A 21,984-nucleotide genomic window follows, 5' to 3' on the forward strand; every position below is an offset into this window, starting at 1 on the left:
GGAAGCACGGGAAATGCCGAAGCGGGCGGGATGCCGCTCCTGATTTACAGGACCGTCACAAGGGCTTTTCTATGCTTTTTTGCATAATTTGGCGCTAGTGCGCCGGGCATCAACGTCGAACGCGCACTCCCCGCGGGTTTCGCCCGCGGGGAGTGCGCGCCCGGTAGTCGGAGCGTCAGCCCTCGATCGTGTGGCCCATCGGCATGAGCACGCTCTTCTGCTGGGTGAAGTGCTCCACGCCTTCGGGGCCGTTCTCGCGGCCGATGCCGGAGTTCTTGTAACCGCCGAACGGGCAACAAGGGTCGAAGGCGTACCAGTTGATCCCGTAGGTCCCGGTGCGAATCTTCTCCGAGACCGTGATGCCGCGGTCGATGTCGGAGGTCCACACGCTGCCGGCCAGGCCGTACACGGAGTCGTTGGCGATCTTGATCGCGTCCTCCTCGGTGTCGTATCCGATGATGCTGAGCACCGGCCCGAAGATCTCCTCCTGGGCGATCGTCATCTTGTTGTCGACATCGGCGAAGACGGTCGGCTGCACGAAGAAGCCGCTGTCCAGGCCCTCGGGACGGCCGCCGCCGCAGACCAGCCGCGCGCCCTCCTCGATGCCCTTGGCGATGTAGCCCTCGACCCGGGCCCGCTGCTTCTCCGAGATCAGCGAGCCGATCTGGGCGGCCGGGTCCGTCGGCAGGCCCACCGGCAGCGCCTGCACGAAAGTGCTTACCGCGTCCACGATTTCGTCGTACCGCGAGCGTGGCGCCAGAATGCGGGTCTGGGCCACACAGGCCTGGCCGGTGTTCATGATCCCGGAGAACACCAGCATCGGGATGGCGGAGGGCAGGTCGACGTCGTCGAGCACGATGGCCGCCGACTTGCCGCCGAGCTCCAGGGTGCACGGCTTGAGCATGTCCGCGGCGCGCCGGCCGATCTCCTTGCCGACCGCCGAGCTGCCGGTGAAGGAGAACAGGTCGACGTTCGGGTTGGACGTCAGCGCCTGTCCGGTCTCGATCCCGCCCGGCACGACCGACAGCACGCCCTCGGGCAGTCCGGCCTCGGCAAAAGCCTCCGCCAAAGCGTTTGCGCTCAACGGGGTTTCGGCGGCCGGCTTGAGCACGACGGTACAGCCGGCGAGCAGCGCCGGGCCCAGCTTGTTGACGGCCAGGAACAGGGGCACGTTCCACGCGACGATCGCGCCCACCACGCCGATCGGCTCGCGATAGACGATGCTCTGCCCGTAGCCGCCGGTGCGGATGTCTTTCCACTTGACCTGGTCGACGGCCGGGCCGGCGAAGAAGTTGAGCGCCCCGATCGAGCTCATCCAGTGCATCGTCTCGACGCCGGTCGGCGGCTGGCCCGTCTCGGCCGCGAGCAGCTGGGTGAACGTGTCCTTGCGCTCCTCCATCAGCTTGAGCGCGTTGGCGATCACGGCCGCGCGCTCCTTTGGCGGGGTGGTCGGCCAGGGCCCGTTGTCGAAGGCCGCGCGCGCCGCGGCGACCGCGGCGTCGACGTCGGCGGCGGCCGCCAGCGGCACCTTTCCGACGTACTCGCCGGTGGCCGGGCAGCGCACCTCGATCACCTCGTCGGTCGACGGCTCAGCCCACTTGCCGCCGATGAAAAGCTTGTCGTATTCGGTCTTGCTGTCGGCCATCTGCGCCGCTCCTCCTACCCTTTTAGATTGCGCTGCCGTGCTTATCGTCGCCGGCGCGCATGGGCGCCACCCTACCCAAGCCGACGCGAAACGAGAACACGTTTCACTATTGGGGTTGCAGGACCAGCACCAGATTGCTCACCAGGAACTCCCGCAGCACGGGGACCGAGGTCAGCCACCACGCCCATCGGGGGTGGTAGCGGGGAAATGCGGCCACGGCCGCGCCGGTGTCCGCGGCCCACGCCAGGCCGTCGGCCGCGGACACGGCGAACAACGACGACCCGTAGTCGTTTTTGGCCGGATGCCCGTGTTTGCGGGCGTAGCGCCTGGCGGCGCGCGCCCCGCCGAGATAGTGGCTCAGGCCCATTTCGTGCCCGCCGAAGGGGCCCAGCCAGACGGTGTAGGAGAGCACGGCCAGCCCGCCGGGCTTGGTCACCCGCAGCATCTCCGCGCCAAGCCGCCACGGCCGCGGCACGTGTTCGGCGACGTTGGACGACAGGCAGATGTCCACCGAGCCGTCGGCGAACGGCAGGGCCATGCCGGAGGCGCGCACGAAGTTCCCGGCGCGCCCGGCGGGGACGGGCCCGGCCGCGTGCATCTCGCTCGGGTCGGGTTCGACGCCCAGGTAGCGGATCCCGGCGTCGGCGAACGCGGCCGAGAAGTAACCGGGCCCGCCGCCGACGTCGAGCAGGGTGCGCCCGGCCGGGGATTCGCCGTGCGTGGCCAGCCAGAGATCACCCACCATCGCGGCGGTGTCCGCCGCGAGCGCGCCGTAGAACCGGGCGGGGTCCGACTGCTCGAAGCGGAACTCGGACAGCAGCCGCAGCGCGCGGCCCAGGGTCGCCCGCCGCGAGAACACTCGGGTGGGATCCGGGGTCACGGCCACCGGCCAACCCTACGCAGCGCCGGCGCGCGGTCGCCGCGGTTCGTCACATCAGTCACTTTCGTCCCTGGCCCGGACGGCATCCGAAGTGCCCACCTCACAGCGACAACGCGCGGCGCGGCGCCCGGTCGCCCGAATTGTCGCTGCGAGGCGGGCAACCGCACGCTCCCTCCTGGCGGCGACCCGTGTGGCGGAAGTGGCCGGCGGGGTCGCCGGCCCCCGAGGGGGCGCCGCCGGGCTAGGCTGACCAGTGATGTCTGGTCTGCGCTCCGTGCTCCTGCTGTGCTGGCGCGATACCGGTCACCCGCAGGGCGGCGGCAGCGAGGCCTACTTGCAGCGCATCGGCGCGCAGCTGGCCGCGTCCGGCATCGCCGTCACGCTGCGCACCGCCCGCTACCCCGGCGCGCCGCGCCGGGAAGTGGTCGACGGTGTGCGCATCGACCGCGCGGGCGGCCGCTACTCCGTCTACGTCTGGGCCCTGCTCGCGATGGCCGCGGCGCGACTGGGGCTCGGGCCGCTGCGGCGGGTGCGGCCCGACGTGGTCGTCGACACCCAGAACGGCCTGCCGTTCCTCGCCCGGCTGGTGTACGGCCGCCGGGTGGTGGTGCTGGTGCACCACTGCCACCGCGAACAGTGGCCGGTGGCCGGCCCGGTGCTCGGCCGGCTCGGCTGGTTCGTCGAGTCGAGGCTGTCGCCGTGGCTGAACCGCCGCAACCAATACGTGACGGTCTCGCTGCCGTCGGCGCGCGACCTGGTGACGCTCGGGGTCGACAACGCGCACATCGCGGTGGTCCGCAACGGCCTCGACGAGGCCCCGGCGCGAACGCTGTCCGGCCCGCGTGCCGCCGCGCCACGGGTGGTGGTGCTGTCGCGGCTGGTGCCGCACAAGCAGATCGAGGACGCGCTGGAGGCGGTCGCGCGGCTGCGGCCGCGCCTGCCGGGTCTGCACCTCGACATCGTGGGCGACGGCTGGTGGCGACAGCGGCTCGTCGACAACGTCGGCCGGCTGGGCATCTCGGGCGCGGTGACCTTTCATGGTCACGTCGACGACGTCACCAAACACCATGTGCTGCAAAGCGCTTGGGTGCAGCTGCTGCCCTCGCGCAAGGAGGGTTGGGGGCTGGCGGTCGTCGAGGCGGCCCAGCACCGGGTGCCGACCATCGGCTACCGGTCATCGGGCGGGCTGTCGGATTCGATCGTCGACGAGGTGACCGGGATCCTGGTGGACACCCACGCCGAGCTGGTGGACCGCCTCGAGGAGCTGCTTTCCGATCCGGTGCTGCGTGACCAGCTCGGCGCCAAGGCCCACACCCGAAGCGGCGAATTCTCTTGGCGGCAAAGCGCCGACGCCATGCGGACGGTCCTCGACGCCGTGCGGACCGGCCACCCGGTCAGCGGTGTGGTGTAGCGCCAAGAGCCGGGCCGCGAGAGTCGACCCCCAAGCGCCGGCCCGCGAGACTCAATCCTGAGCGTCCTTTATCGGCGTGTCGCCGCCGTCGTTAAAGTGTCGCCGAACCGCTGCGGTGCGCGAGCGCCACGCGCCGACCAGCGCGCCGGCGCCGCCCACGATCAGCACCGCCAGCCACGCCAGATGCGCGATCAGCGTCGCCGTGCGCGCGCCGGCGGACACCCCGGCGGTGTCGCCGCCGATTCGGTAGAGCGCGATGTCGTCGTCGCGGTAGGCCGCGGTCAACGCATCGAGGGTGCGGGCGGACGCCCCCATGTCGCCCGCGGTGTCCGACTCGACGACCAGCCAGCCCACCCCGGCCGGGGCCAGGGCGGCCGGATCGGGACCGGCCAGCAGCAACTGCTGCACCGCGCGGGCGCGGTTGCCCTCGCCGGGGATGACGGTCCCCGAGATGGCCAGGTCGCCCGTGCTCAGCACGTCGGCGCGCACCCAGCGGGGCAGCGGATCCAGCACCGGCGCGCGGCCCGACCAGCTGTAGAGCCGCATCGTGCCGGCCGGCAACACCGCCACCGTCGCGGGCCGCTCGTTGATCGTTGCGGCCACCGCGGCCCATCCGCGCGGATACTGCACGGGGGACACCTGGCCCCACACGCCCCAGGCGAGGTCGGGCAGCGCGAAGATCAGCGCGAGGCAGCAGACCGGCGCCATGATCGCCGGCCACAGCCACCTCTGCAGCGTCACCACCGCTCCCGCGCCCGCCAGCGCGTATCCCGGCACGGCCAGCGCCACCCACTTCTGTCCGTCCCGCAGCACCCCGAAGCCGGGGACGGCGTCGACCACCGCGCCCAGCAGGTGCAGGCCCGGGCCGGTGGCCAGCGCGGCCGGCACCAGCACGGCCGCCGCCGCCAGCGCCAGCAGCGGACGCGCCGCCGGGCGGCGCAACACCGTCGGCACCCCGGCCGCCACCACCCCAAGCAGCACGACGGCCGACGCGGCCGCGAACAGGGTGGTCCGCGAAATCGGCACCGCCTCGCCGTTCCAGATCCCGCCGAGGCCGGCCAGGCTGCCGAGCGTCCCCAGACCCGGCTCGGCGCGCGGCGCGAACGCGGCCACGCCCAGCGTGTTCGCCACCGAGTGAGAGGACAGCGACGCGCCCAGAACCGCCGCGGTCAGCCAGGGCAGCGCCGCCACCACCGCGGCGCCCAGCGCCACCGCGGCGCACAGCCAGCGGGGCCGGGCCGCCCCGGGGGCGGCGACGCACACCAGCCCGACCGTCGCGGCGAGCAGCAGGCCGGTCGGCGTCAGCCCGGCCAGCGCGATCCAGAAGGCCAGGCCGAGCAACGAGCCGGCGCCCGCCCGCAGCGCCAGCATGGTCGTCGCGACCCAGGGCAGGCAGCCGTAACCGACGAGCAGGCTCCAGTGGCCCTGGAGCAGCCGCTCGGCGACGTAGGGGTTCCAGATCGCCAGGGTGGTGGCGACGAACTGGCCGGCCATGCCCGCGTCGGGCAACGCCGTCGCGACCAGCCGGGCCGCACCCCATCCGGCGAGCCAGAGCCCAAGCGCCAGCAGGGCTTTGACCACGACGCCGCCGTCCAGCACGTGTGAGGCCAGCGCCACCGCGAAGTCTTGCGGCGTCGCCCGCGGCGCCGCCGTCAGCCCCAGCGCGGTATCCGACACAAACGACCGCGGCGTGGACACCGCGTCGCGCAGCAGCAGGTAACCGGGTTTGAGCAGCGGCCCGACCACCAGAAGCGCCAAGACCAGCGCGTACCCGGGCCGGGTCCAGCGCACGCGGCGGGCTATTCCCGTTCGGGCGGGCTGGTGGGCTCGGGCGGCCCGGATTCGGGCGGCTCGTCGGAGCCCAGGGTGGGCGCTTCCGCGTCGGGATCATCGCGCGCCGTGGGGCGCTGCGTGGGCAGCTTCTCGGTTTCGGCCTCGGCGCCGGGCACCGGCTCCTCGAGCCCGCTGCGGCCGAAGAAGTCCTGGTCGCCCCGGTCCAGGCCTGGATCGGTCAACGCGCTCTCGGTCCGCAGGCTGAACGAGGCGAGCAGGCCGCCGGCGACCAGCGCGATCAGGCCGACCGCGGTGAACGTGATCGGTAGCACCCGCGACCACAGCGAGAGCCGGTCCCGTTCGTCGCGGGCGGCGTTGACCTGCGATTCGACGGTGTCCTGGTTGGAGGTGACCTTGTAGTCGGCCAGCGTCAGCTCCGGTTTGAGCGGATCGCGGGCGAAGTAGTGGTTGGCGTGCTCGGTCTCCTTGACGATGGTGCCCGACACCGGGTCCACCCAGAAGGTCCGCTGCGCGGCGTAGTAGCGGGTCATGGTGATCTGCTCGTTCGGGTCGCCGCCCTGGATGCCCCACATCGACGCCGACGTGGTCTGCTTGGCGTCCTCGTTGCCGGCCATCAGCGACGGGTACGCCACGGGGGCCACCAGCTTGCCGTCGGCGTTGTAGCCGATGTTCTGGGTGAACTTGTAGGTGGTCAGGCCGTTGACGTCCTCTTGGCTGTCGTAGTTGACGTCGAACGGCTTCTGCGCGATCGGATCGAAATAGGGGTACGTCTTCTTCTCGGTGTGGAACGGGAACCGGTAGGCCAGGCCGTCGTGCCGCAGCGGCATCGCGGTGGGCGGGTTCTCGTCGTTGAAGGCGCGCGGCTTCTGGACCGAGCCGCCGGTGTGGGTGTCGTCGGACACGGCCATCGCCGTCTTGCGGTTGAGGGTGACGGTGTCGACGATCGCCAGCAGCAGGCCGCTGTCCTTCTGCTTGTCGGTGCGCCGCACCGAGCTACCGACCTGCAGCGTGACCACGTCGGCGTTCGCGGGTGACTCGACGCTGATCTGCTGTTGGGACACCAGCGGCACGTTCTGGTTGACGACGACGTGGTCCGTCGACAGTGACGCGGCGTCGAGCGCGGTTCCGGTGCCGTCGCTGATCAGCGTGGCGTCGATGTCGAGCGGAACCTTGGTGATCCGGCTGGTGGTGTAGGTCGACAACAGCAGCGCGGCGATCAGCAGGGCGGCGCCCAGTCCGATGATCCCGCATGCGGCGAACCGCAACATGACTGCTCGGTTCACGTTGCTGTGCCCTCCTAGTGCTGTCTTAATGCGCCGTCAGCCGCAAACCCGTTTGACCCTAACAGCCGAACGTAAGGCCTCGGCTTACGAACCTGCTGCCCGGTCCTTCGGGTCTACCCATTCGTTCCCCAACGCCGCAGATGCAAACTGTGGGGGTGACCGATGGCCAACGGGTGGGCGGAGTCCGCAGCTTCCTGCCCGCGGTGGAGGGGATGCGCGCGTGCGCGGCCATGGGCGTGGTGGTCACCCACGTCGCGTTCCAGACCGGGCACTCCAGCGGGATCACCGGCCGGCTGTTCGGCCGCTTCGACCTGGCGGTCGCGGTGTTCTTCGCGCTGTCCGGTTTTCTGCTGTGGCGCGGGCACGCCGCGGCGGCGCGCGGCCTGCAGCCGCGGCCCCGCACGGGCCACTACCTGCGGTCCCGGGTGGTGCGCATCATGCCCGCCTACCTGGTGGCGGTCGTCGTGATCCTGTCGCTGCTGCCCGACGCCGATCACGCCAGCCCGACGGTGTGGCTGGCCAACCTGACCCTCACCCAGATCTATGTGCCCCTCACGCTGACCGGGGGGCTGACGCAGATGTGGAGCCTTTCGGTCGAGGTCAGCTTCTATCTGGCCCTGCCGATCCTGGCGCTGCTGGCCCGGCGCCTGCCGGTGGGCGCGCGGGTCCCGGCGATCGCCGCCCTGGCGGCGCTGAGCTGGGCGTGGGGCTGGGTGCCCATCCATTCCGGGTCCGGCACCAACCCGCTCAACTGGCCGCCGGCGTTCTTCTCCTGGTTCGCCGCGGGCATGCTGCTGGCGGAATGGGTGCACAGCCCGATCGACCTGCCGGCGCGGTTGGCGCGGCACCGTGTCGTGATGGCCGTCGTCGCCGTGTTGGCTTATCTGCTGGCGGCGTCCCCGCTTGCCGGGCCCGAGGGCCTGATTCCCGGCACCGCAATGCAGTTCGCGGTGAAGACGGCGGCGGGCTCGCTGGTGGCGTTCGCCTTGGTCGCCCCCCTGGTACTCGACCGGATCGACACGCCGCACCGGCTGCTCGGCAGCACCGTCATGGTGACGCTCGGGCGGTGGTCCTACGGCCTGTTCGTGTGGCACCTGGCAGCGCTGGCCATGGTGTTCCCGGTGCTCGGGACGTTCGCGTTCACCGGCCGGATGCCCGAGGTGCTGGCGCTGACGTTGCTCTTCGGGTGGGCGATCGCCGCGGTCAGCTACGGGCTGGTCGAATCGCCCTGCCGAGAAGCGTTGCGGCGCTGGGAGAAACGAGAGCGGCACGCCGAAACCGACGAAGCCGCCGACGCCGAGGCGGACGCGATCGCGCCCTAACCGGTGCGGTCCATCCACTCCTCGAGCGTGTCCGCGGACGGCAGGCAGATGGCCCGCTCGATCTTCTTGAACAGGTCGGCCCCGTGCTCGACGGTGGACCGGACCAGGGTGCCCAGGGCCTCGACGTGGATGCCGTCGGTCAGCAGGTAGGCGTTCTCACCGACCACGCTCACCTGGGTCGGCACGGCGGTCTCGCGCACAAACGCCTTGGGCCAATGCGTTTCGCGATTCCAGTCGTTGACCAGTTCCATCAGCCGGGGCCGCTCGGTCGCGTCGTAGTGACCGGCGGGGCTGATCGAGATCTCGAAGATGTCCCGCCGCAACCCGTTGATCCGAAGGTTCACGTGCAGCCTGCCGCGCTCGTAGCTGGGCAGCATCATGAACTCCTCGCCGTCGTCGCTGCGGAAGAACCGCAGCTCGCGCGATCGCAGATAGCGTTCGATCAGCTCGGTGCTCAAGGGTTCGATCTGCATGCCCCGATGGTGCGGCCGCGGGCTTGGAGGATTCTTGGTGCCGGTCAGCCGGGCGCTGCCGCCCCCAGCCGCTCGATGATCTCGGCGCGCACCGCCGATCGCCGGGCCTTGCCGGCGTCGTCGCGCAGCGGCGCATCGACGAATTCGACGAACGCCGGCACCTTGTATCCCGCGATGCGGTCGCGCAGGAACTCCTGGACGCCCGCGGCGTCCAGCGTGGAACCGTCCGCCGCATGCACCAGCGCGTAGGGCACCTGGCCCAGGTCGCCCGAATTCGGGTCGGGCACGCCGACGACGAGGCAGGACAGCACGTCGGGGTGCGCCGACAAGGTGTTCTCGATCTCGGCCGGGTAGACGTTGCGGCCACCCACGGTGAACATGTCCACCCGGCGGTCCGACAGGTAGAGGAAGCCGTCGGCATCGAAATGGCCAAGATCCCCAAGGGAATCCCAGCCGTCGCGGGACTTGGCGGTGGCTCCGACGTAGCGGTAGGTGGGCGCGCTGCCGGGCCCGGGCCGCATGTAGATCTCGCCGACCACGCCGGGCGGGCACGGGTTGCCGTCGTCGTCGAGCACCTGCATTTCCCCGGCGACCACCACGCCGACCGACCCGCGGTGGGTCAGCCACTGGTCCCCGGAGATGAAGGTGAGCGCCTGTAATTCGGTGCCGCCGTAGAGTTCCCAGACGACCTCGGGGCCCAGCAGGTCGATCCAGGCCTGCTTGATGGCCGGCGGGCACGGCGCCCCCATGTGCCAGAACCGGCGCAGCGACGACAGATCGTAGGACTTGGGATCGGCGTGATAGACCGGCAGCGTCCGCTGCATGATCGTGGGCACCGTGGTCAGGAACGTGACGCGGTGGTCGGTGATCAGCCGCAGGAATTCGTGCGGGTCGAACCGGCTCATCACCACCAGGTGATGGCGCATCAGCAGCGCGATGGTCGCGGTGGTGAACCCGGTGTTGTGGGACAGCGGGATCGGCACCAGCGTCGTGTCGCCGGGCTGCGCGCCCAGCGGGTAGCCGATGGCCGCGGGTATCCGGGTGTCGCCGGCGGACTCGATGAGCTTGGGCCGGCCGGTGCTGCCGCCGGAGCCCATCGCCTTCCACACCGGCGACACCGCTTCCGGCAACGGTGCGTCGGAGAATTCCGGGCCTGGCGTGAAACCGGTTGGCACGCTCGGTATTTCGGGATGCTCGCGCCCTACCAGCAATGCCGGCTGCCGCAGGTCCAGCAGCCCCTGCAGCTCCGTGTCGGGCAACCGCGCCGACAGCGGCTGCGGTACGGCGCCCAGCTTCCAGCACGCCACCGCCGCCTGGATCCACTCCACGGAGTTGGGCAACACCATGGTCACGTAGTCGCCGACGCCAACGCCGCGGTCGGCGTAGGCGCGGGCCAACCGGTTCGTCGAGGCGTCAAGTTCGGCGCGGGTGAGCGTCAGACCGCCGCAGGTGACGGCGGGCTCGTCGGGCGCGAGTTCGGCCAGGGCCGCGATCTGGGTGCCGATCGGCGGGACCGGCTCACTCATATGCGCCCTGCCGCTCGAAGATGCGGCGGGGGTTGTCGACCAGCATGGTCTTCAGTTGCTCGTCGGTGACTCCGCGCTCTTTGAGCGCGGGGATGACGTCGTTGTGGATGTGCAGGTAGTGCCAGTTCGGTGCCATCTGCGGCACCAACTCTTCGGGTAGCGCGTCGAAGTAGCAGTTGGCGTCATGGGAGAGCACCATCTTGTCGGCATGCCCGCGCTCGCACATCTGCGCCACGATCTTGACCCGTTCTTCGAACGGCGAGATCACGTCGAGTCCGAACCGGTCCATGCCGAGATAGGAACCCGGGGCGATGAGCTCTTCGAGGTACCCGATGTCGGTGCTGTCACCGGAGTGCCCGATGATCACTCGGCTCAGGTCGACACCCTCCTCCTCGAAGATGCGTTGCTGTTCGAGACCGCGGCGCAACCCGGCGTGGGTGTGCGTGGAGATCGGCACCCCGGTGCGCTTGTGCGCCTGGGCGACGGCGCGCAGCACCCGCTCGACGCCTGGGGTGATGCCCGGCTCGTCGGTGGCGCACTTGAGGATCCCGGCCTTGACGCCGGTGTCGGCGATGCCGTGCTCGATGTCGCGGACGAACATGTCGGTCATGACTTCCGGGCCGCCCAGCAAGCCGCCGGGGCCCTCGTAGTGGAACCGGAACGGGATGTCGTTGTAGGTGTAAAGACCCGTCGCCACAACGATATTCAGCTCGGTGGCCGCCGCGACGCGCGCGATGCGTGGAATGTAGCGGCCCAGGCCGATCACGGTCAGGTCGACGATCGTGTCGACCCCGCGGGACTTCAGCTCGTTGAGCCGATCGATGGCGTCGGCCACGCGCTTTTCTTCGTCGCCCCACGCATCGGGGTAATTCAGCGCGATCTCGGTGGTCATGATGAACACGTGCTCGTGCATGAGCGTCACGCCGAGATCGGAGGTATCGATGGCGCCGCGGGCGGTATTGAGTGCTGACACTCCACTGATGCTAGGTCGACTCGGTGGTCGGACAACAGTGCCGATTTGTTCCGGTCCGCCCCGACGGCCCCCGCGGTGCAGTACCGTCACCCTCGTCTTTGGCCGAACCCAGGGAGTCCTGCCATGTTGCTCAATCCCAACAACCTGCAACGCCAGTACCCGGATCGTCGTTCCGGAGAGATCATGGCCGCCACGGTCGACTTCTTCGAGTCGCGGGGCAAGGCGCGGCTGAAGCATGACGACCACGAACGCGTGTGGTATTCCGAGTTTTTGGACCACATCGGCCGCGAGCGCATCTTCGCCTCACTGCTGACGCCGTCCGAGTACGGCGCCGACGACTGCCGATGGGACACCTACCGGATCAGCGAGTTCGCCGAGATCGTGGGCTTCTACGGACTCAACTACTGGTACCCCTTCCAGGTGACGGCGCTGGGTCTGGGCCCGATCTGGATGAGCGACAACACCGACGCCAAGCGCAAGGCCGCCGCGCAACTCGAGGCCGGCGAGGTGTTCGCGTTCGGCTTGTCGGAGCAGACCCACGGCGCCGATGTCTACCAGACCGACATGATCCTGACGCCGTCAGAACACGGCTGGACCGCGAGCGGCGAGAAGTACTACATCGGCAACGCGAACGTGGCGCGGATGGTCTCGACCTTCGGCAAGATCGCGGGCTCCGACGAGTACGTGTTCTTCACCGCCGACTCCCAGCACGATCGGTACGACCTGATCAAGAACGTGGTGAACTCGCAGAACTACGTCGCCAACTACGCGCTGCGCGACTACCCGGTCACCGAGGCCGACATCCTGCACCGAGGCCAAGGGGCGTTCCACGCGGCCCTGAACACCGTCAATGTCTGCAAGTACAACCTGGGCTGGGGCGCGGTCGGCATGTGCACGCACGCCATGTACGAGGCGGTCACCCACGCCTCCAACCGCGTCTTGTACGGCACCGTCGTCACCGACTTCAGCCATGTGCGGCGGCTGCTCACCGACGCCTACGTTCGGCTGATCGCGATGAAGCTGGTCGCCACCCGCGCCTGCGACTACATGCGCAGTGCGTCGGCCGACGACCGCCGGTACCTGCTCTACAGCCCGCTGACCAAAGCCAAGATCACCAGCGAAGGCGAGCGGGTGATCACCGCCCTATGGGACGTGATCGCCGCCAAGGGCGTCGAGAAGGACACCATCTTCGAGGCCATGACCCGCGAAATCGGTTTGCTGCCAAGGCTCGAAGGCACGGTGCACATCAACATCGGGTTGCTGGCCAAGTTCATGCCCAATTACCTGTTCGCGCCGAACGGCGATTTGCCGTTGATCGGCCGCCGCGACGACGCGGTCGACGACTCGTTCCTGTTCAACCAGGGGCCGACCGGGGGCTTGGGCAAGGTGCGTTTCCACGATTGGCGGGCGCCGTTCGAAAGCTACGCGCATCTACCTAATGTCGCGCTGCTGCGCGAGCAGATCGACGTGCTGGCCGAGATGCTGGCCAGCGCCACCCCCGACGCCGCTCAGCAGAGGGACATCGATTTTGCGTTCGGGGTTGGGCAGCTGTTCGCCACGGTGCCCTACGCCCAGCTGATCTTGGAGGAGGCCCCGTTGTCCGGAGTGGACGAGGCGCTGATCGACGAGATCTTCGCCGTGCTGGTGCGCGACTTCAACGGCTATGCCGTCGAGCTGGCCGACAAGTCCGCCACGACCGACGCGCAGGCCCGCTTCGCGATGCGGATGATCCGGCGCCCGGTGTTCGACCACACGCGCTACGACCAGGTCTGGAAGGAACACATCCAGCCGATCAACGGCGCCTACCAGATGCGGCCCTAGGCGCGAGCGTCACGCTGGCGTGACGCTCGGGAGGCGGCGTCACGCCAGCGTGACGTTCGGCAGGATGACAACCGGCCTACCCTTGACTGTGACGCAGCTCACCGTAATATGACCAGTGGTCATCGACGCTAGGAGGCCGCATTGCCAACGGTGACTTGGGCACGGGTGGACCCCGCCCGCCGCGCCGCCATCATCGACGCCGCGGAACAGGAATTCGGAGCGCACGGGTTTTCCCGAGGCAGCCTCAACGTCATCGCCCGGCGGGCCGGCGTCGCGAAAGGCAGCCTCTTCCAGTACTTCGCGGACAAGCGCGACCTGTTCGCGTTCATCGCCGACATCGCCAGCCAGCGGGTGCGGGCGTACATGGAAGACCGCATCCGCGAGCTGGACCCGAGCCGGCCGTTCTTCGACTTCCTGACCGACTGGCTCGACGCGTGGGTGGCCTACTTCGCCGACCACCCGCACGAACGGGCGCTGCACGCCGCGGCGACCCTGGAAGTCGACACCGAGGCCCGGGTCAGCGTGCAGAACGTCATCCACCGGCACTACCTGGAGGTGATGCGGCCGCTCGTTCGCGACGCGAAGGCGCGCGGGGATCTGCGTGCCGACTCGGACACCGACGCGCTGTTGTCGTTGCTGCTGTTGATATTTCCGCACCTGGCGCTGGCGCCCTACATGCGCGGCCTGGACCCGATTCTCGGGCTCGACGAACCCACCCCCGAACAGCCCGCGCTGGCCGTGCGCCGGCTTGTCGGGGTGCTGGCGGCCGCCTTCGCTGCGGCGCCGCGCCCGCCCGTCCGCTCAGCCCCACAACAATCCGAGGAGATGACATGACACGCACGCATTCGGGCTCGATGGTCAAGGGGGGCCTCAACTGGGACAGTCTGCCGTTGCGGCTGTTCGCCGGCGGCAACGCGAAGTTCTGGAACCCGGCCGACATCGACTTCTCCCGCGACCGCGCCGACTGGGAGCGGCTGACCGACGACGAACGCCACTACGCCATCCGGCTGTGCGCCGAGTTCATCGCCGGTGAGGAAGCGGTGACCGAGGACATCCAGCCGTTCATGTCGGCGATGCGGGTCGAGGGCCGCCTCGGCGACGAAATGTACTTGACGCAGTTCGCTTTCGAGGAAGCCAAGCACGTCCAGGTGTTCCGCATGTGGCTCGACGCCGTCGGCGTCACCGACGACTTGCATCAGTACCTCGACGACATCCCCACCTATCGGACGATCTTCTACGAGGAGCTGCCCGACTGCCTCAACGCCTTGTCGGTCGACCCCTCACCGGCGGCGCAGGTGCGGGCCTCGGTGACCTACAACCACATGGTCGAAGGGATGCTGGCGCTCACGGGCTACTTCGGCTGGCACAAGATCTGCGTGGAGCGCGGCATCCTGCCCGGCATGCAGGAGTTGGTCCGCCGGATCGGCGACGACGAACGGCGCCACATGGCGTGGGGGACCTTCACCTGCCGCCGCCACGTCGCCGCCGACGACGCCAACTGGGGCGTCTTCGAGACGCGCATGAACGAGCTGATGCCATTGGGGTTGCGCCTCATCGAGGAGGGCTTCTCCCTGTACGACCCGATGCCGTTCGGCCTGTCGGTGGACGAGTTCATGCAGTACGCGGCCGACAAGGGCATGCGCCGCTTCGGCACCATCTCCAGCGCCCGCGGGCGGCCGCTGGAAGAGATCGACCTGGACTACTCGCCGCTGCAGCTCGAGGACACCTTCGCCGACGAGGACGAGAAGGCCCTGGCCGCCGCGTCCGCCTGAGGCGGCTATTCGACCTTGCTGCCGCCGGCGGCGTCACCGGCGTCGACGTCGCCGATGGTGGCGACCCGTCCCCCGCAAGCGGGAGGTGCCCCCAGCGCCCGGCTACGCCGCGCTTGCGATCGCCACTAACCGACCCACACCGTCTTGGCGTTGACGAACGCGCGGATGCCGAGGCCGGCGAGCTCGCGGCCGTACCCGGAACGCTTGACGCCGCCGAACCCCAGCTCGGGGTAGGACACCGTCATGCCGTTGATGAAGACCTGGCCGGCCTCGATGTCGTCGATGAAGCGCTGCTGCTCGGCCTCGTCGTTGGTCCAGGCATTGGAGCCCAACCCGAACGTCGTGGCGTTGGCGATCTCGATCGCTTCGTCGATGTCCTTGGCCCGGTACATCGAGGCCACCGGTCCGAACACCTCTTCGGTGTAGAGCGCCATGTCCTTGGTGATGTCGGTGACCACCGTCGGCGGGTAGAACCAGCCCGGCCCGTCGATGGGCTTGCCCCCGAGCCGGATCGTGGCGCCCGCCGCGGCCGCTTCGTCCACCTGCTTGACGATGTCGTCGCGGCCGGACTCGGTGGCCAGCGGGCCCACGTCGGTGTCCGGGTCGGTCGGGTCGCCCACCTTGAGCGCCTGCATCCGCTCGGTGAACTTGTCGACGAACGCGTCGTAGATGTCGGTGTGAACGATGAACCGCTTCGCCGCGATGCAGGACTGGCCGTTGTTCTGGACGCGCGCGGTGACCGCGGTCTTGGCGGCCTCGTCCAGGTTCGCCGACGGCATGACGATGAACGGGTCGCTGCCGCCGAGCTCGAGCACGGTGGGTTTGATCTCGTCACCGGCGATGGCCGCGACCGACTGCCCGGCCGGCTCGCTGCCGGTCAGGGTGGCGGCCGCGACCCGCGGGTCGCGCAGGATGCGCTCGACGGCACTGGACGAGACCAGCAGCGTCTGGAAGCAGCCGTCGGGGAAGCCGCCGCGGGCGATGACGTCGGCCAGGTAGAGCGCGGACTGCGGCACGTTCGAGGCGTGCTTGAGGATGCCGACGTTGCCGGCCATCAGGGCCGGCGCGGCGAACCGGACGGCCTGCCACAGCGGGAAGTTCCACGGCATGATGGCCAGCACCACCCCGAGCGGTTGGTAGCGGGTGTAGGCCCGCTTGGCGCCGACCGCCTGCGCGTCGGCCGGCTCGTCGGCCAGAAGCTGTTCGGCGTTCTCCGCGTAGTAACGAAAGCCCTTGGCGCACTTGAGCGCCTCGGCCTTGGCCGACTTGAGCGTCTTGCCCATCTCCAGGGTCATCATCGCGGCGACGTCGTCGGCCTCCTTCTCCAAGAGGTCGGCGGTCGCGTTTGCCCACTGCGCGCGCTGGGCAAAGGTGGTGTTATGGCGGTAGTCCTGGAACCGGGCGTACGCGCGGGCGATGGCCGCGTCGACTTCCTCGTCGGTTGCCGGGGTGAAGGTCTTCACCGTCTCGCCGGTGGCCGGGTTGATCGTGGCGATGGGCACGCTGCAATCCTTCGCTTCGGGGTTGGTAAGAGGTCCAACACCCAGCCTGCCACTATCGTTCCCCCAAGGGAGGTGCCGGATGAGTAAAGCCGCCGAACTGATGGTCAAGTGCCTGGAAAACGAGGGTGTTTCCGTGGTGTTCGGACTGCCGGGGGAGGAGAACATCCGCTTCGTGCAGGCGCTGGCCGCGTCCAGCATCCGCTACGTGCTCACCCGGCACGAGCAGGGCGCGGCCTTCATGGCCGAGATGTACGGGCGCGTCACCGGGCGGGCGGCGGTGGTCTCGAGCACTCTGGGCCCCGGCGCGATCAACATGCAACTCGGGGTGGCCGACGCCACCACCAACAGCACCCCGCTGGTCGCGATCTCCGCGCAAGTGGGCCACGACCGGGAGTTCAAGGAGTCGCACCAGTACGTCGACCTGGTGTCGATGTTCGCGCCCATCACCCGGTGGGCCGCCGGAGTCCCGACCGCGCGCGCCATCCCCGAGATGTTCCGCAAGGCGTTCAAGGTCGCCGAGACCGAACGCCCGTCGGCGGTGTACGTGGCCGTCCCCGAGCACATCGACGCCGACGAAACCGACTATGACTTGACGCCGTTGCCGCGCAACGTCGTTCGCGCCGACGCGCCCGCACCCGGCCAGGTGGAGCGCGCGGTCGACATCCTGCGCCAGGCCAAGCGGCCGGTGGTGCTGGCCGGGCACGGCGCCGCGCGCGGCAACGCCACCGCGGCCCTGGTGCGGTTCTCCGAGGAATTCGGCATCCCCGTCGCCAACACCTTCCACGGCAAGGGTGTCATGCCCGATGACCACCCCAACAGCATCGGAACCCTCGGGTTCATGCGGCATGACTACGTGAACTTCGGCTTCGACAACGCTGACGTGGTGATCGCCGTGGGCTACGAGCTGCAAGAGTTCGACCCCGTCCGGATCAACCCGCAGGCCGACAAGAAGATCATCCACATCCACCGGTTCCCGGCCGAGGTCGACGCCCACTATTCGGTGGACGTCGGGATCATCGGCGACATCAGCGCTTCCCTGGATGCGCTGACGGACGGGCTGGACGGCCACGCCTACGAGGCCGATCCGGAGGTTCCGGGGCACGGCCTGCTCGCCGAGGAATTCGCTCGGGGGCAAGAGGATTCACGCTATCCGCTGGCCCCGGCTCGGGTGGTGGCCGACACGCGGGCGGCGCTGGGCCGCAGCGACGTGGTCCTGGTGGACACCGGCGCCACCAAGATGTGGATGGCGCGGCTCTACCCGACGTACGAGTGCAATACCTGTCTGGTGTCAAACGGCTTGTCCACCATGGGGTTTGCGCTGCCGGGTGCACTCGGCGTCAAGCTGGCCCGACCAGAGTCGAAGGTGTTGGCCGTCGTCGGTGACGGCGCGTTCCTGATGAACTCGCAGGAGATCGAGACCGCCGTCCGCGAGCGGATACCGCTGGTGGTGCTGATCTGGGAGGACGGCGGTTACGGCCTGATCGAGTGGAAGATGGACCTCGAACTCGGGGCCCACTACTACGTGAAGTTCGGCAACCCCGACGTGGTGAAGTACGCGGAAAGTTTTGGCGCCAAGGGTTATCGGATCTCTCATGCCGAGGAACTGCTGCCGACGCTGCGGGCCGCCTTAGCGGATGACGGCGTCTCGGTGATCGCCTGCCCGGTCGATTACTCGGAGAATTTGCGGCTGACCGATCGGCTGGGCGAGCTGGACGAGACGCTGTGATTCACGGGCACATCCAGGCCAACGGCGGACAGACGCCCGTGTTCGGCGGCAGCCGCAATCCCGGCGGCTGCCCTTGCACAATGAGCGCGGGCAGGCCGGAGTCGGGCGCGAAGTAATAGGTGTGGCAGACGTTGCGGTCCCAGTCCGGCATCCGGCGCATCTCGCCCAGGTTCGGGCACCACATCTGGCTGCAGATGTGTGAGGTGTAGCAAGCCGGCGGTCCCTCGGGCGGCGCGCACTCGGGCGGCTGATTACCGCCGTTGTTCGTGGAGCACACGGCGTGGGCGGTACCCGGACCGAGCATGAGGTCCGCTGTCCACAGCGAGCCGGAGAGCGCCAGCAGGGTTGCCAACCCCGCGATCGCTGGTCTCATGGTCGGATCCTTCGCCGCGCGCCGCCGATGTGGCGAGGGGCTTAAGTCCTCACATCACAGGACGGGCCCGAAGGCCCTATCGATCGGGTCGCCGGGCGCGGAGCCTTAAGACATGAGGCCGACCCGGCACCTCCACAAGCGGTTGGGTGGCGCCGCTGCTGCGGAGACCCTGTTCGCGGTGGCCCTGTTCGCGGTGGCGCCTGCGGGGACGGCGGGCGCCGTCTACCCCGGCGTTCCGGAGTGGTATTCGCAGGCCGAAGAGCACCTGGCGCACACGACGAAGTTCATGCAGGCGGCAGTCGACGCGATCGAAGCCAACGACATCAACGCTCTACGGGCGGCCTGCTCGGCGGTCCACGACGAACAAGCCATCGGCCTGCAGGCCCACCTGCCCACGCCGGACCCCGCCCTGACCACCGCCTTGCAAAAGCAGATCAACGACTTTCACACTGCGATGCACATGTGCATGTCGTTGGGGCCGAACTCCACCCCGGTCGATCTAAATCTGGCGGACTCGTATGCGCACCAGGCGATTGAGGATCTCAAGACGGTCAACGACATTCTGGTCGAGGACCTGAGTTGAGGGCATCGCCCCAAATACGCAGATCTTTGCGCGAGTGTGCAGGTCTTTCTGTCCGTGGGGTGGCTGGTTTGGTGGTTTGAGTCCACCTGGTCATCCCGACGCGGCATAGCCTGGGCCGCGCTTCGCTAAGGTTTCGTCTGTGTCGTTGTGGCTGTCGCTGAGACCCTGGTGGCTGCAGTGGCCGTTGTACGCCCTGGCGGTGATGCTGGGCCTGGCACCGCTCGTGATGATCGGCGACTACCCCAGCGGGCCGTCCCGGTCGCACTGGACCAGCGCACCGTGGTGGATCACCGTCGCGATTGTCGCACTGGTGATCGGCTTGGCCACCGCGCTCGGCTCGGTGCGCCGCATGGCGGGGCTGCGGCCCACACTCGGAACGCTGTCATTCGCCGAATGTCGCCACGTGTCCGAGGCGATGCGTTCGGGCGCCCTTCCCGAGGATCCGGCAACGCGTGACGCGGCGAGGCAACTGATCGAGCGGGCCCGCGACTCGATCGCGGGTTCCGCCAAACTGATGATCACCGCTTGCTGGATTCTCGTTTCGGTGCAGGTTTTCGGCTTCATCGGTGACGCAAAGCATTTCACGTTGCGAAGCCTGTTGCTGGCGGTGGCGTTCGCATATCTCGCCGGCTACTACTGGTACTACCCGCGTCTGCTCGACGCGCGTCTGCAACTGCTCGACGAGCCCGCGGCCCGTTAGCCCCGTCCTGTTACGGAATCCGCCGCCGCCAGCGCCATCGGCCGGACGTACCCGCCGATCAGCGTTCGATGCCACCAGGCTCGCTCACGGCGCAGCTCGGCGGGCGTCGTGAAGCGATATTCGTACAGCAGCGCGCGCACGTAACGCGGCGGCGCATCCGGAAATGGGTTGCGCCGCAACAAGCGCAGTGTGGGCCGGTCGTTGCGCAGCAGTCGCTGCAGCAACGGCGTCAGCCACGGCTGCGCGTAGGCGGGCGAGATGGCGGCGAACCACATCAGCCAGTCCAGCCGCAGGTGATACGGCGCCCACTGGCGGGGGAGCCGGCGCACCGCGCCGGGCTTGCCCTTGAATTCGTATTCCTTCCAGACGGTCTGCTCGGTGGGGTGAGCTTCGTCGGTGCCTTCGATCACCACCTCGCGGCGAACGCGACCGATGCTGCCGAACGCGCCGTAGGTATTGACCAAATGAAAAGAGTTGAACGACATGTTCATTCGCTGCCGTTTGGACAACATATTGCGCACCGGCCAGTAGCTCATGAACAACACCGCCGCGGTGAACGCGATCACCAGCGCGGCGAACCACACCGGCGTCGCCGAGAACGCCGGATGAAGGCGCGCCCTGAACCACGAGTCGTCGATGGCGCTGCACGCCAACAGGATCGTCACCCAGTTGAGCCAGGCGAAGTTGCCCGACGCGACCAGCCACAGTTGGGTGACGACGATGATCGCCGCCGCGACGCCGGCCACCGGTTGCGGCGCGAACAGCCCGAACGGCACGATCAGCTGCGAGAAGTGGTTGCCCGCCACCTCAATTCGATGCAGCGGCTTCGGCAGGTGGTGGAAGAACCAGCTCAACGGCCCGGGCAGCGGCTGCGTCTCGTGGTGGTAGTACAGACACGTCAGGTCGCGCCAGCACGGGTCGCCGCGCATCTTGATCAACCCGGCGCCGAACTCGACCCGGAACAGCAGCAACCGGACCATCCACAGCGTCAACACCGGCGGCGCCACTTGGGAATTGCCGAGAAAGATCATCAAAAAGCCGGTCTCCAGCAGCAGCGACTCCCAGCCGAACGCGTACCAGGTCTGCCCGACGTTGACGATCGACAGGTAGAGCACCCATAGCGTCAGCCACATCAACATCGCGGCCCACAGCGGCACGGCATCGGCCGCGCCGGCGACGACCGCCGCCGACAGCGCCGCCCCGAACCAGGACACCGCCGAGAACAGGCGATCGGAGTACCGCAGGTGAAACAGGCTGGGGGTCCGCCAGAACGACTGCCCGGCCAAAAACCGCGGGATGGGCTGCATTCCGTGCTCGCCGATGAGCGCCCGGAACTGCGCCGCGGCCGCGACGAACGCAAGCAGGTAGACCACCGCGGCGCCCCGCTCGAGCACCTCTCTGCCCAGCCAATATTCGGGTGCGGAAAACCAGCCCATGGCCGTAACTCCTCGGACGGTGTAGGTCACACAGACCCGCGTATCCAGTCAATCAGCCGGCAAACGGCCAGCCAATACCCTCGACGGCTATTCGTCACCTGGCCCACGGGCCCGATCGGGCAGCGCCACCGCGGACGCGGCGAGCGCCGCGAGCGAAATCAGCGCCAGCAGCTGCACATTCGCGGAATGGCCGGCGTAGCCGTCCACCGATCGCCAGGGATGGCGCGAAAGCACGGCCCCGGCCAGGATCAGACCGCCCGCGCTCAGCGCCATCGCGGCGCCGTCGAAGCGGCGGCGCAGCGCGTATCGCAGCCCCAACGCCGCACCCACCACGACGACGCCCGCCGCCCCGGCGATCACCGCCGCGGCGGCCACCACCGCGACCGCCGCCCACGCCCCCGGGTTCCACGGCCGGGCGGGCGCATCGTCGCCGCGCCTGCTGCGGGTGCGCCACAGCGCGAGCAGGGCCAACAGCGGCAGCAAGGCCAGACCCACCGCGAGCCCCGCGCGGTAGGGCGCGTTGGACGGGAAGGTCAGCGTGATGGTGCCGGGGTCCCCCGGGGGCACCACCCAGCCCTGCTGCCAGCCGTTGACGGCGACCGGGGTCAGCCGGGTCCCGCTGCTGGTGCGCGCGACCCAGCCGGGGTTGATGCTTTCGGGGACGACCAGCACCCGCGAGGTGGACGACGACGGCGCCGAGCTGACCTCGCGGGCGGCCGCCCCGGTCGCGCCCGCCGCCGTCGCGGTTCCGGTGTGGCGGGCGT

At 69.0% G+C, this 21,984-nt stretch carries 18 protein-coding genes and 1 pseudogene; 8 read left to right on the forward strand and 11 right to left on the reverse strand.

Going from position 1 to position 21,984, the window contains the following annotated elements:
- Nucleotides 1-175 precede the first annotated feature (175 nt).
- Together A5704_RS22330 and A5704_RS22335 are read right to left on the reverse strand one after the other, a co-directional pair.
- The gene (locus A5704_RS22330) at nucleotides 176-1,645 is read right to left on the reverse strand and encodes an aldehyde dehydrogenase (RefSeq protein WP_067891107.1); all 1,470 of its coding nucleotides are present in this window, start codon (nucleotides 1,643-1,645) and stop codon (nucleotides 176-178) included.
- Nucleotides 1,646-1,751: 106 nt separating this feature from the next.
- The gene (locus A5704_RS22335) at nucleotides 1,752-2,525 is read right to left on the reverse strand and encodes a class I SAM-dependent methyltransferase (RefSeq protein ID WP_156675688.1); all 774 of its coding nucleotides are present in this window, start codon (nucleotides 2,523-2,525) and stop codon (nucleotides 1,752-1,754) included.
- A 256-nt stretch (nucleotides 2,526-2,781) separates the two neighbouring features.
- Between A5704_RS22335 and A5704_RS22340 the strand changes: the two genes are divergently transcribed.
- A complete protein-coding gene (locus A5704_RS22340) occupies nucleotides 2,782-3,936 on the forward strand; it encodes a glycosyltransferase family 4 protein (protein ID WP_067891113.1) in 1,155 nt (384 codons plus the stop codon).
- A 51-nt stretch (nucleotides 3,937-3,987) separates the two neighbouring features.
- Here the strand turns inward: A5704_RS22340 and A5704_RS22345 are convergent, their stop codons facing one another.
- Nucleotides 3,988-5,727, reverse strand: a complete 1,740-nt coding sequence (locus A5704_RS22345) for a hypothetical protein (protein WP_067891115.1) — start codon at nucleotides 5,725-5,727, stop codon at nucleotides 3,988-3,990.
- A gap of 8 nt (nucleotides 5,728-5,735) precedes the next feature.
- Nucleotides 5,736-7,013, reverse strand: a complete 1,278-nt coding sequence (locus A5704_RS22350; protein ID WP_156669885.1) for a DUF3068 domain-containing protein — start codon at nucleotides 7,011-7,013, stop codon at nucleotides 5,736-5,738.
- A 140-nt stretch (nucleotides 7,014-7,153) separates the two neighbouring features.
- Here A5704_RS22350 and A5704_RS22355 point away from each other — a divergent pair, with 140 nt between their 5' ends.
- On the forward strand, nucleotides 7,154-8,335 hold the full coding sequence (locus tag A5704_RS22355) for an acyltransferase (protein WP_156737732.1): 1,182 nt from the start codon (nucleotides 7,154-7,156) through the stop codon (nucleotides 8,333-8,335).
- Here the strand turns inward: A5704_RS22355 and A5704_RS22360 are convergent.
- From A5704_RS22360 to A5704_RS22370, 3 genes are read right to left on the reverse strand one after another with little or no spacing between them, the layout of a single operon-like run.
- The gene (locus tag A5704_RS22360; protein ID WP_067891120.1) at nucleotides 8,332-8,808 is read right to left on the reverse strand and encodes a YbjN domain-containing protein; all 477 of its coding nucleotides are present in this window, start codon (nucleotides 8,806-8,808) and stop codon (nucleotides 8,332-8,334) included. The genes A5704_RS22355 and A5704_RS22360 overlap by 4 nt on opposite strands.
- Nucleotides 8,809-8,852: 44 nt before the next feature.
- On the reverse strand, nucleotides 8,853-10,334 hold the full coding sequence (locus A5704_RS22365) for an AMP-binding protein (RefSeq protein ID WP_067891122.1): 1,482 nt from the start codon (nucleotides 10,332-10,334) through the stop codon (nucleotides 8,853-8,855).
- A complete protein-coding gene (locus tag A5704_RS22370; protein ID WP_067891125.1) occupies nucleotides 10,327-11,307 on the reverse strand; it encodes a phosphotriesterase in 981 nt (326 codons plus the stop codon). Before A5704_RS22370 ends, A5704_RS22365 begins: the two co-directional genes overlap by 8 nt.
- A 123-nt stretch (nucleotides 11,308-11,430) precedes the next feature.
- Here A5704_RS22370 and A5704_RS22375 point away from each other — a divergent pair, with 123 nt between their 5' ends.
- The 3 genes from A5704_RS22375 to A5704_RS22385 all read left to right on the forward strand — a co-directional run bounded on the left by A5704_RS22375 (nucleotide 11,431) and on the right by A5704_RS22385 (nucleotide 14,900).
- A complete protein-coding gene (locus tag A5704_RS22375; protein ID WP_067748238.1) occupies nucleotides 11,431-13,128 on the forward strand; it encodes an acyl-CoA dehydrogenase family protein in 1,698 nt (565 codons plus the stop codon).
- 141 nt (nucleotides 13,129-13,269) lie between these two features.
- The gene (locus tag A5704_RS22380; RefSeq protein ID WP_067891128.1) at nucleotides 13,270-13,962 is read left to right on the forward strand and encodes a TetR/AcrR family transcriptional regulator; all 693 of its coding nucleotides are present in this window, start codon (nucleotides 13,270-13,272) and stop codon (nucleotides 13,960-13,962) included.
- Entirely contained in the window at nucleotides 13,959-14,900 is a 942-nt protein-coding gene (locus A5704_RS22385) for a R2-like ligand-binding oxidase (protein ID WP_067748233.1), read from the forward strand. The genes A5704_RS22380 and A5704_RS22385 overlap by 4 nt, the downstream gene beginning before the upstream one ends.
- 125 nt (nucleotides 14,901-15,025) lie before the next feature.
- On the opposite strand, the gene A5704_RS22390 is transcribed toward A5704_RS22385, so the two are convergent.
- Nucleotides 15,026-16,402, reverse strand: coding sequence for an NADP-dependent succinic semialdehyde dehydrogenase (locus tag A5704_RS22390; RefSeq protein ID WP_067748230.1), 1,377 nt, complete (start codon nucleotides 16,400-16,402; stop codon nucleotides 15,026-15,028).
- A gap of 79 nt (nucleotides 16,403-16,481) precedes the next feature.
- On the opposite strand from A5704_RS22390, the gene A5704_RS22395 reads away from it, so the two are divergent.
- Entirely contained in the window at nucleotides 16,482-18,128 is a 1,647-nt protein-coding gene (locus A5704_RS22395; protein ID WP_067779134.1) for an acetolactate synthase large subunit, read from the forward strand.
- 1 nt (nucleotide 18,129) lies between these two features.
- On the opposite strand, the gene A5704_RS22400 is transcribed toward A5704_RS22395, so the two are convergent.
- Nucleotides 18,130-18,501, reverse strand: coding sequence for a hypothetical protein (locus tag A5704_RS22400; protein ID WP_067779131.1), 372 nt, complete (start codon nucleotides 18,499-18,501; stop codon nucleotides 18,130-18,132).
- A gap of 112 nt (nucleotides 18,502-18,613) precedes the next feature.
- On the opposite strand from A5704_RS22400, the gene A5704_RS22405 reads away from it, so the two are divergent.
- Both A5704_RS22405 and A5704_RS22410 read left to right on the forward strand, forming a co-directional pair.
- Nucleotides 18,614-19,084 carry a hypothetical protein gene (locus tag A5704_RS22405; RefSeq protein ID WP_067779127.1) on the forward strand — a complete coding sequence of 157 codons (471 nt, stop codon included), beginning with the start codon at nucleotides 18,614-18,616 and terminating at the stop codon, nucleotides 19,082-19,084.
- Between the two features lie 139 nt (nucleotides 19,085-19,223).
- Complete coding sequence (locus A5704_RS22410; protein WP_067779123.1) at nucleotides 19,224-19,784, forward strand: hypothetical protein; 561 nt, start codon at nucleotides 19,224-19,226, stop codon at nucleotides 19,782-19,784.
- Here the strand turns inward: A5704_RS22410 and A5704_RS22415 are convergent.
- Together A5704_RS22415 and A5704_RS22420 are read right to left on the reverse strand one after the other, a co-directional pair.
- The gene (locus A5704_RS22415) at nucleotides 19,781-21,220 is read right to left on the reverse strand and encodes a lipase maturation factor family protein (protein WP_067779120.1); all 1,440 of its coding nucleotides are present in this window, start codon (nucleotides 21,218-21,220) and stop codon (nucleotides 19,781-19,783) included. The genes A5704_RS22410 and A5704_RS22415 overlap by 4 nt on opposite strands.
- An 87-nt stretch (nucleotides 21,221-21,307) precedes the next feature.
- A pseudogene (locus tag A5704_RS22420) lies at nucleotides 21,308-21,984 on the reverse strand (hypothetical protein); the annotation flags it as partial.

It is taken from the genome of Mycobacterium sp. E735, assembly GCF_001666955.1.
Taxonomy (GTDB): Bacteria; Actinomycetota; Actinomycetes; order Mycobacteriales; family Mycobacteriaceae; genus Mycobacterium.

Bases quoted from the DNA above. Each gene is read 5' to 3' on its own strand.
- A5704_RS22400 (WP_067779131.1), bottom strand. From the start codon at position 18,501: ATGAGACCAGCGATCGCGGGGTTGGCAACCCTGCTGGCGCTCTCCGGC.
- A5704_RS22415 (WP_067779120.1), bottom strand. From the start codon at position 21,220: ATGGGCTGGTTTTCCGCACCCGAATATTGGCTGGGCAGAGAGGTGCTC.
- A5704_RS22340 (WP_067891113.1), top strand. From the start codon at position 2,782: ATGTCTGGTCTGCGCTCCGTGCTCCTGCTGTGCTGGCGCGATACCGGT.
- A5704_RS22395 (WP_067779134.1), top strand. From the start codon at position 16,482: ATGAGTAAAGCCGCCGAACTGATGGTCAAGTGCCTGGAAAACGAGGGT.
- A5704_RS22330 (WP_067891107.1), bottom strand. From the start codon at position 1,645: ATGGCCGACAGCAAGACCGAATACGACAAGCTTTTCATCGGCGGCAAG.
- A5704_RS22375 (WP_067748238.1), top strand. From the start codon at position 11,431: ATGTTGCTCAATCCCAACAACCTGCAACGCCAGTACCCGGATCGTCGT.
- A5704_RS22355 (WP_156737732.1), top strand. From the start codon at position 7,154: ATGCAAACTGTGGGGGTGACCGATGGCCAACGGGTGGGCGGAGTCCGC.
- A5704_RS22360 (WP_067891120.1), bottom strand. From the start codon at position 8,808: ATGCAGATCGAACCCTTGAGCACCGAGCTGATCGAACGCTATCTGCGA.
- A5704_RS22385 (WP_067748233.1), top strand. From the start codon at position 13,959: ATGACACGCACGCATTCGGGCTCGATGGTCAAGGGGGGCCTCAACTGG.
- A5704_RS22405 (WP_067779127.1), top strand. From the start codon at position 18,614: ATGAGGCCGACCCGGCACCTCCACAAGCGGTTGGGTGGCGCCGCTGCT.
- A5704_RS22365 (WP_067891122.1), bottom strand. From the start codon at position 10,334: ATGAGTGAGCCGGTCCCGCCGATCGGCACCCAGATCGCGGCCCTGGCC.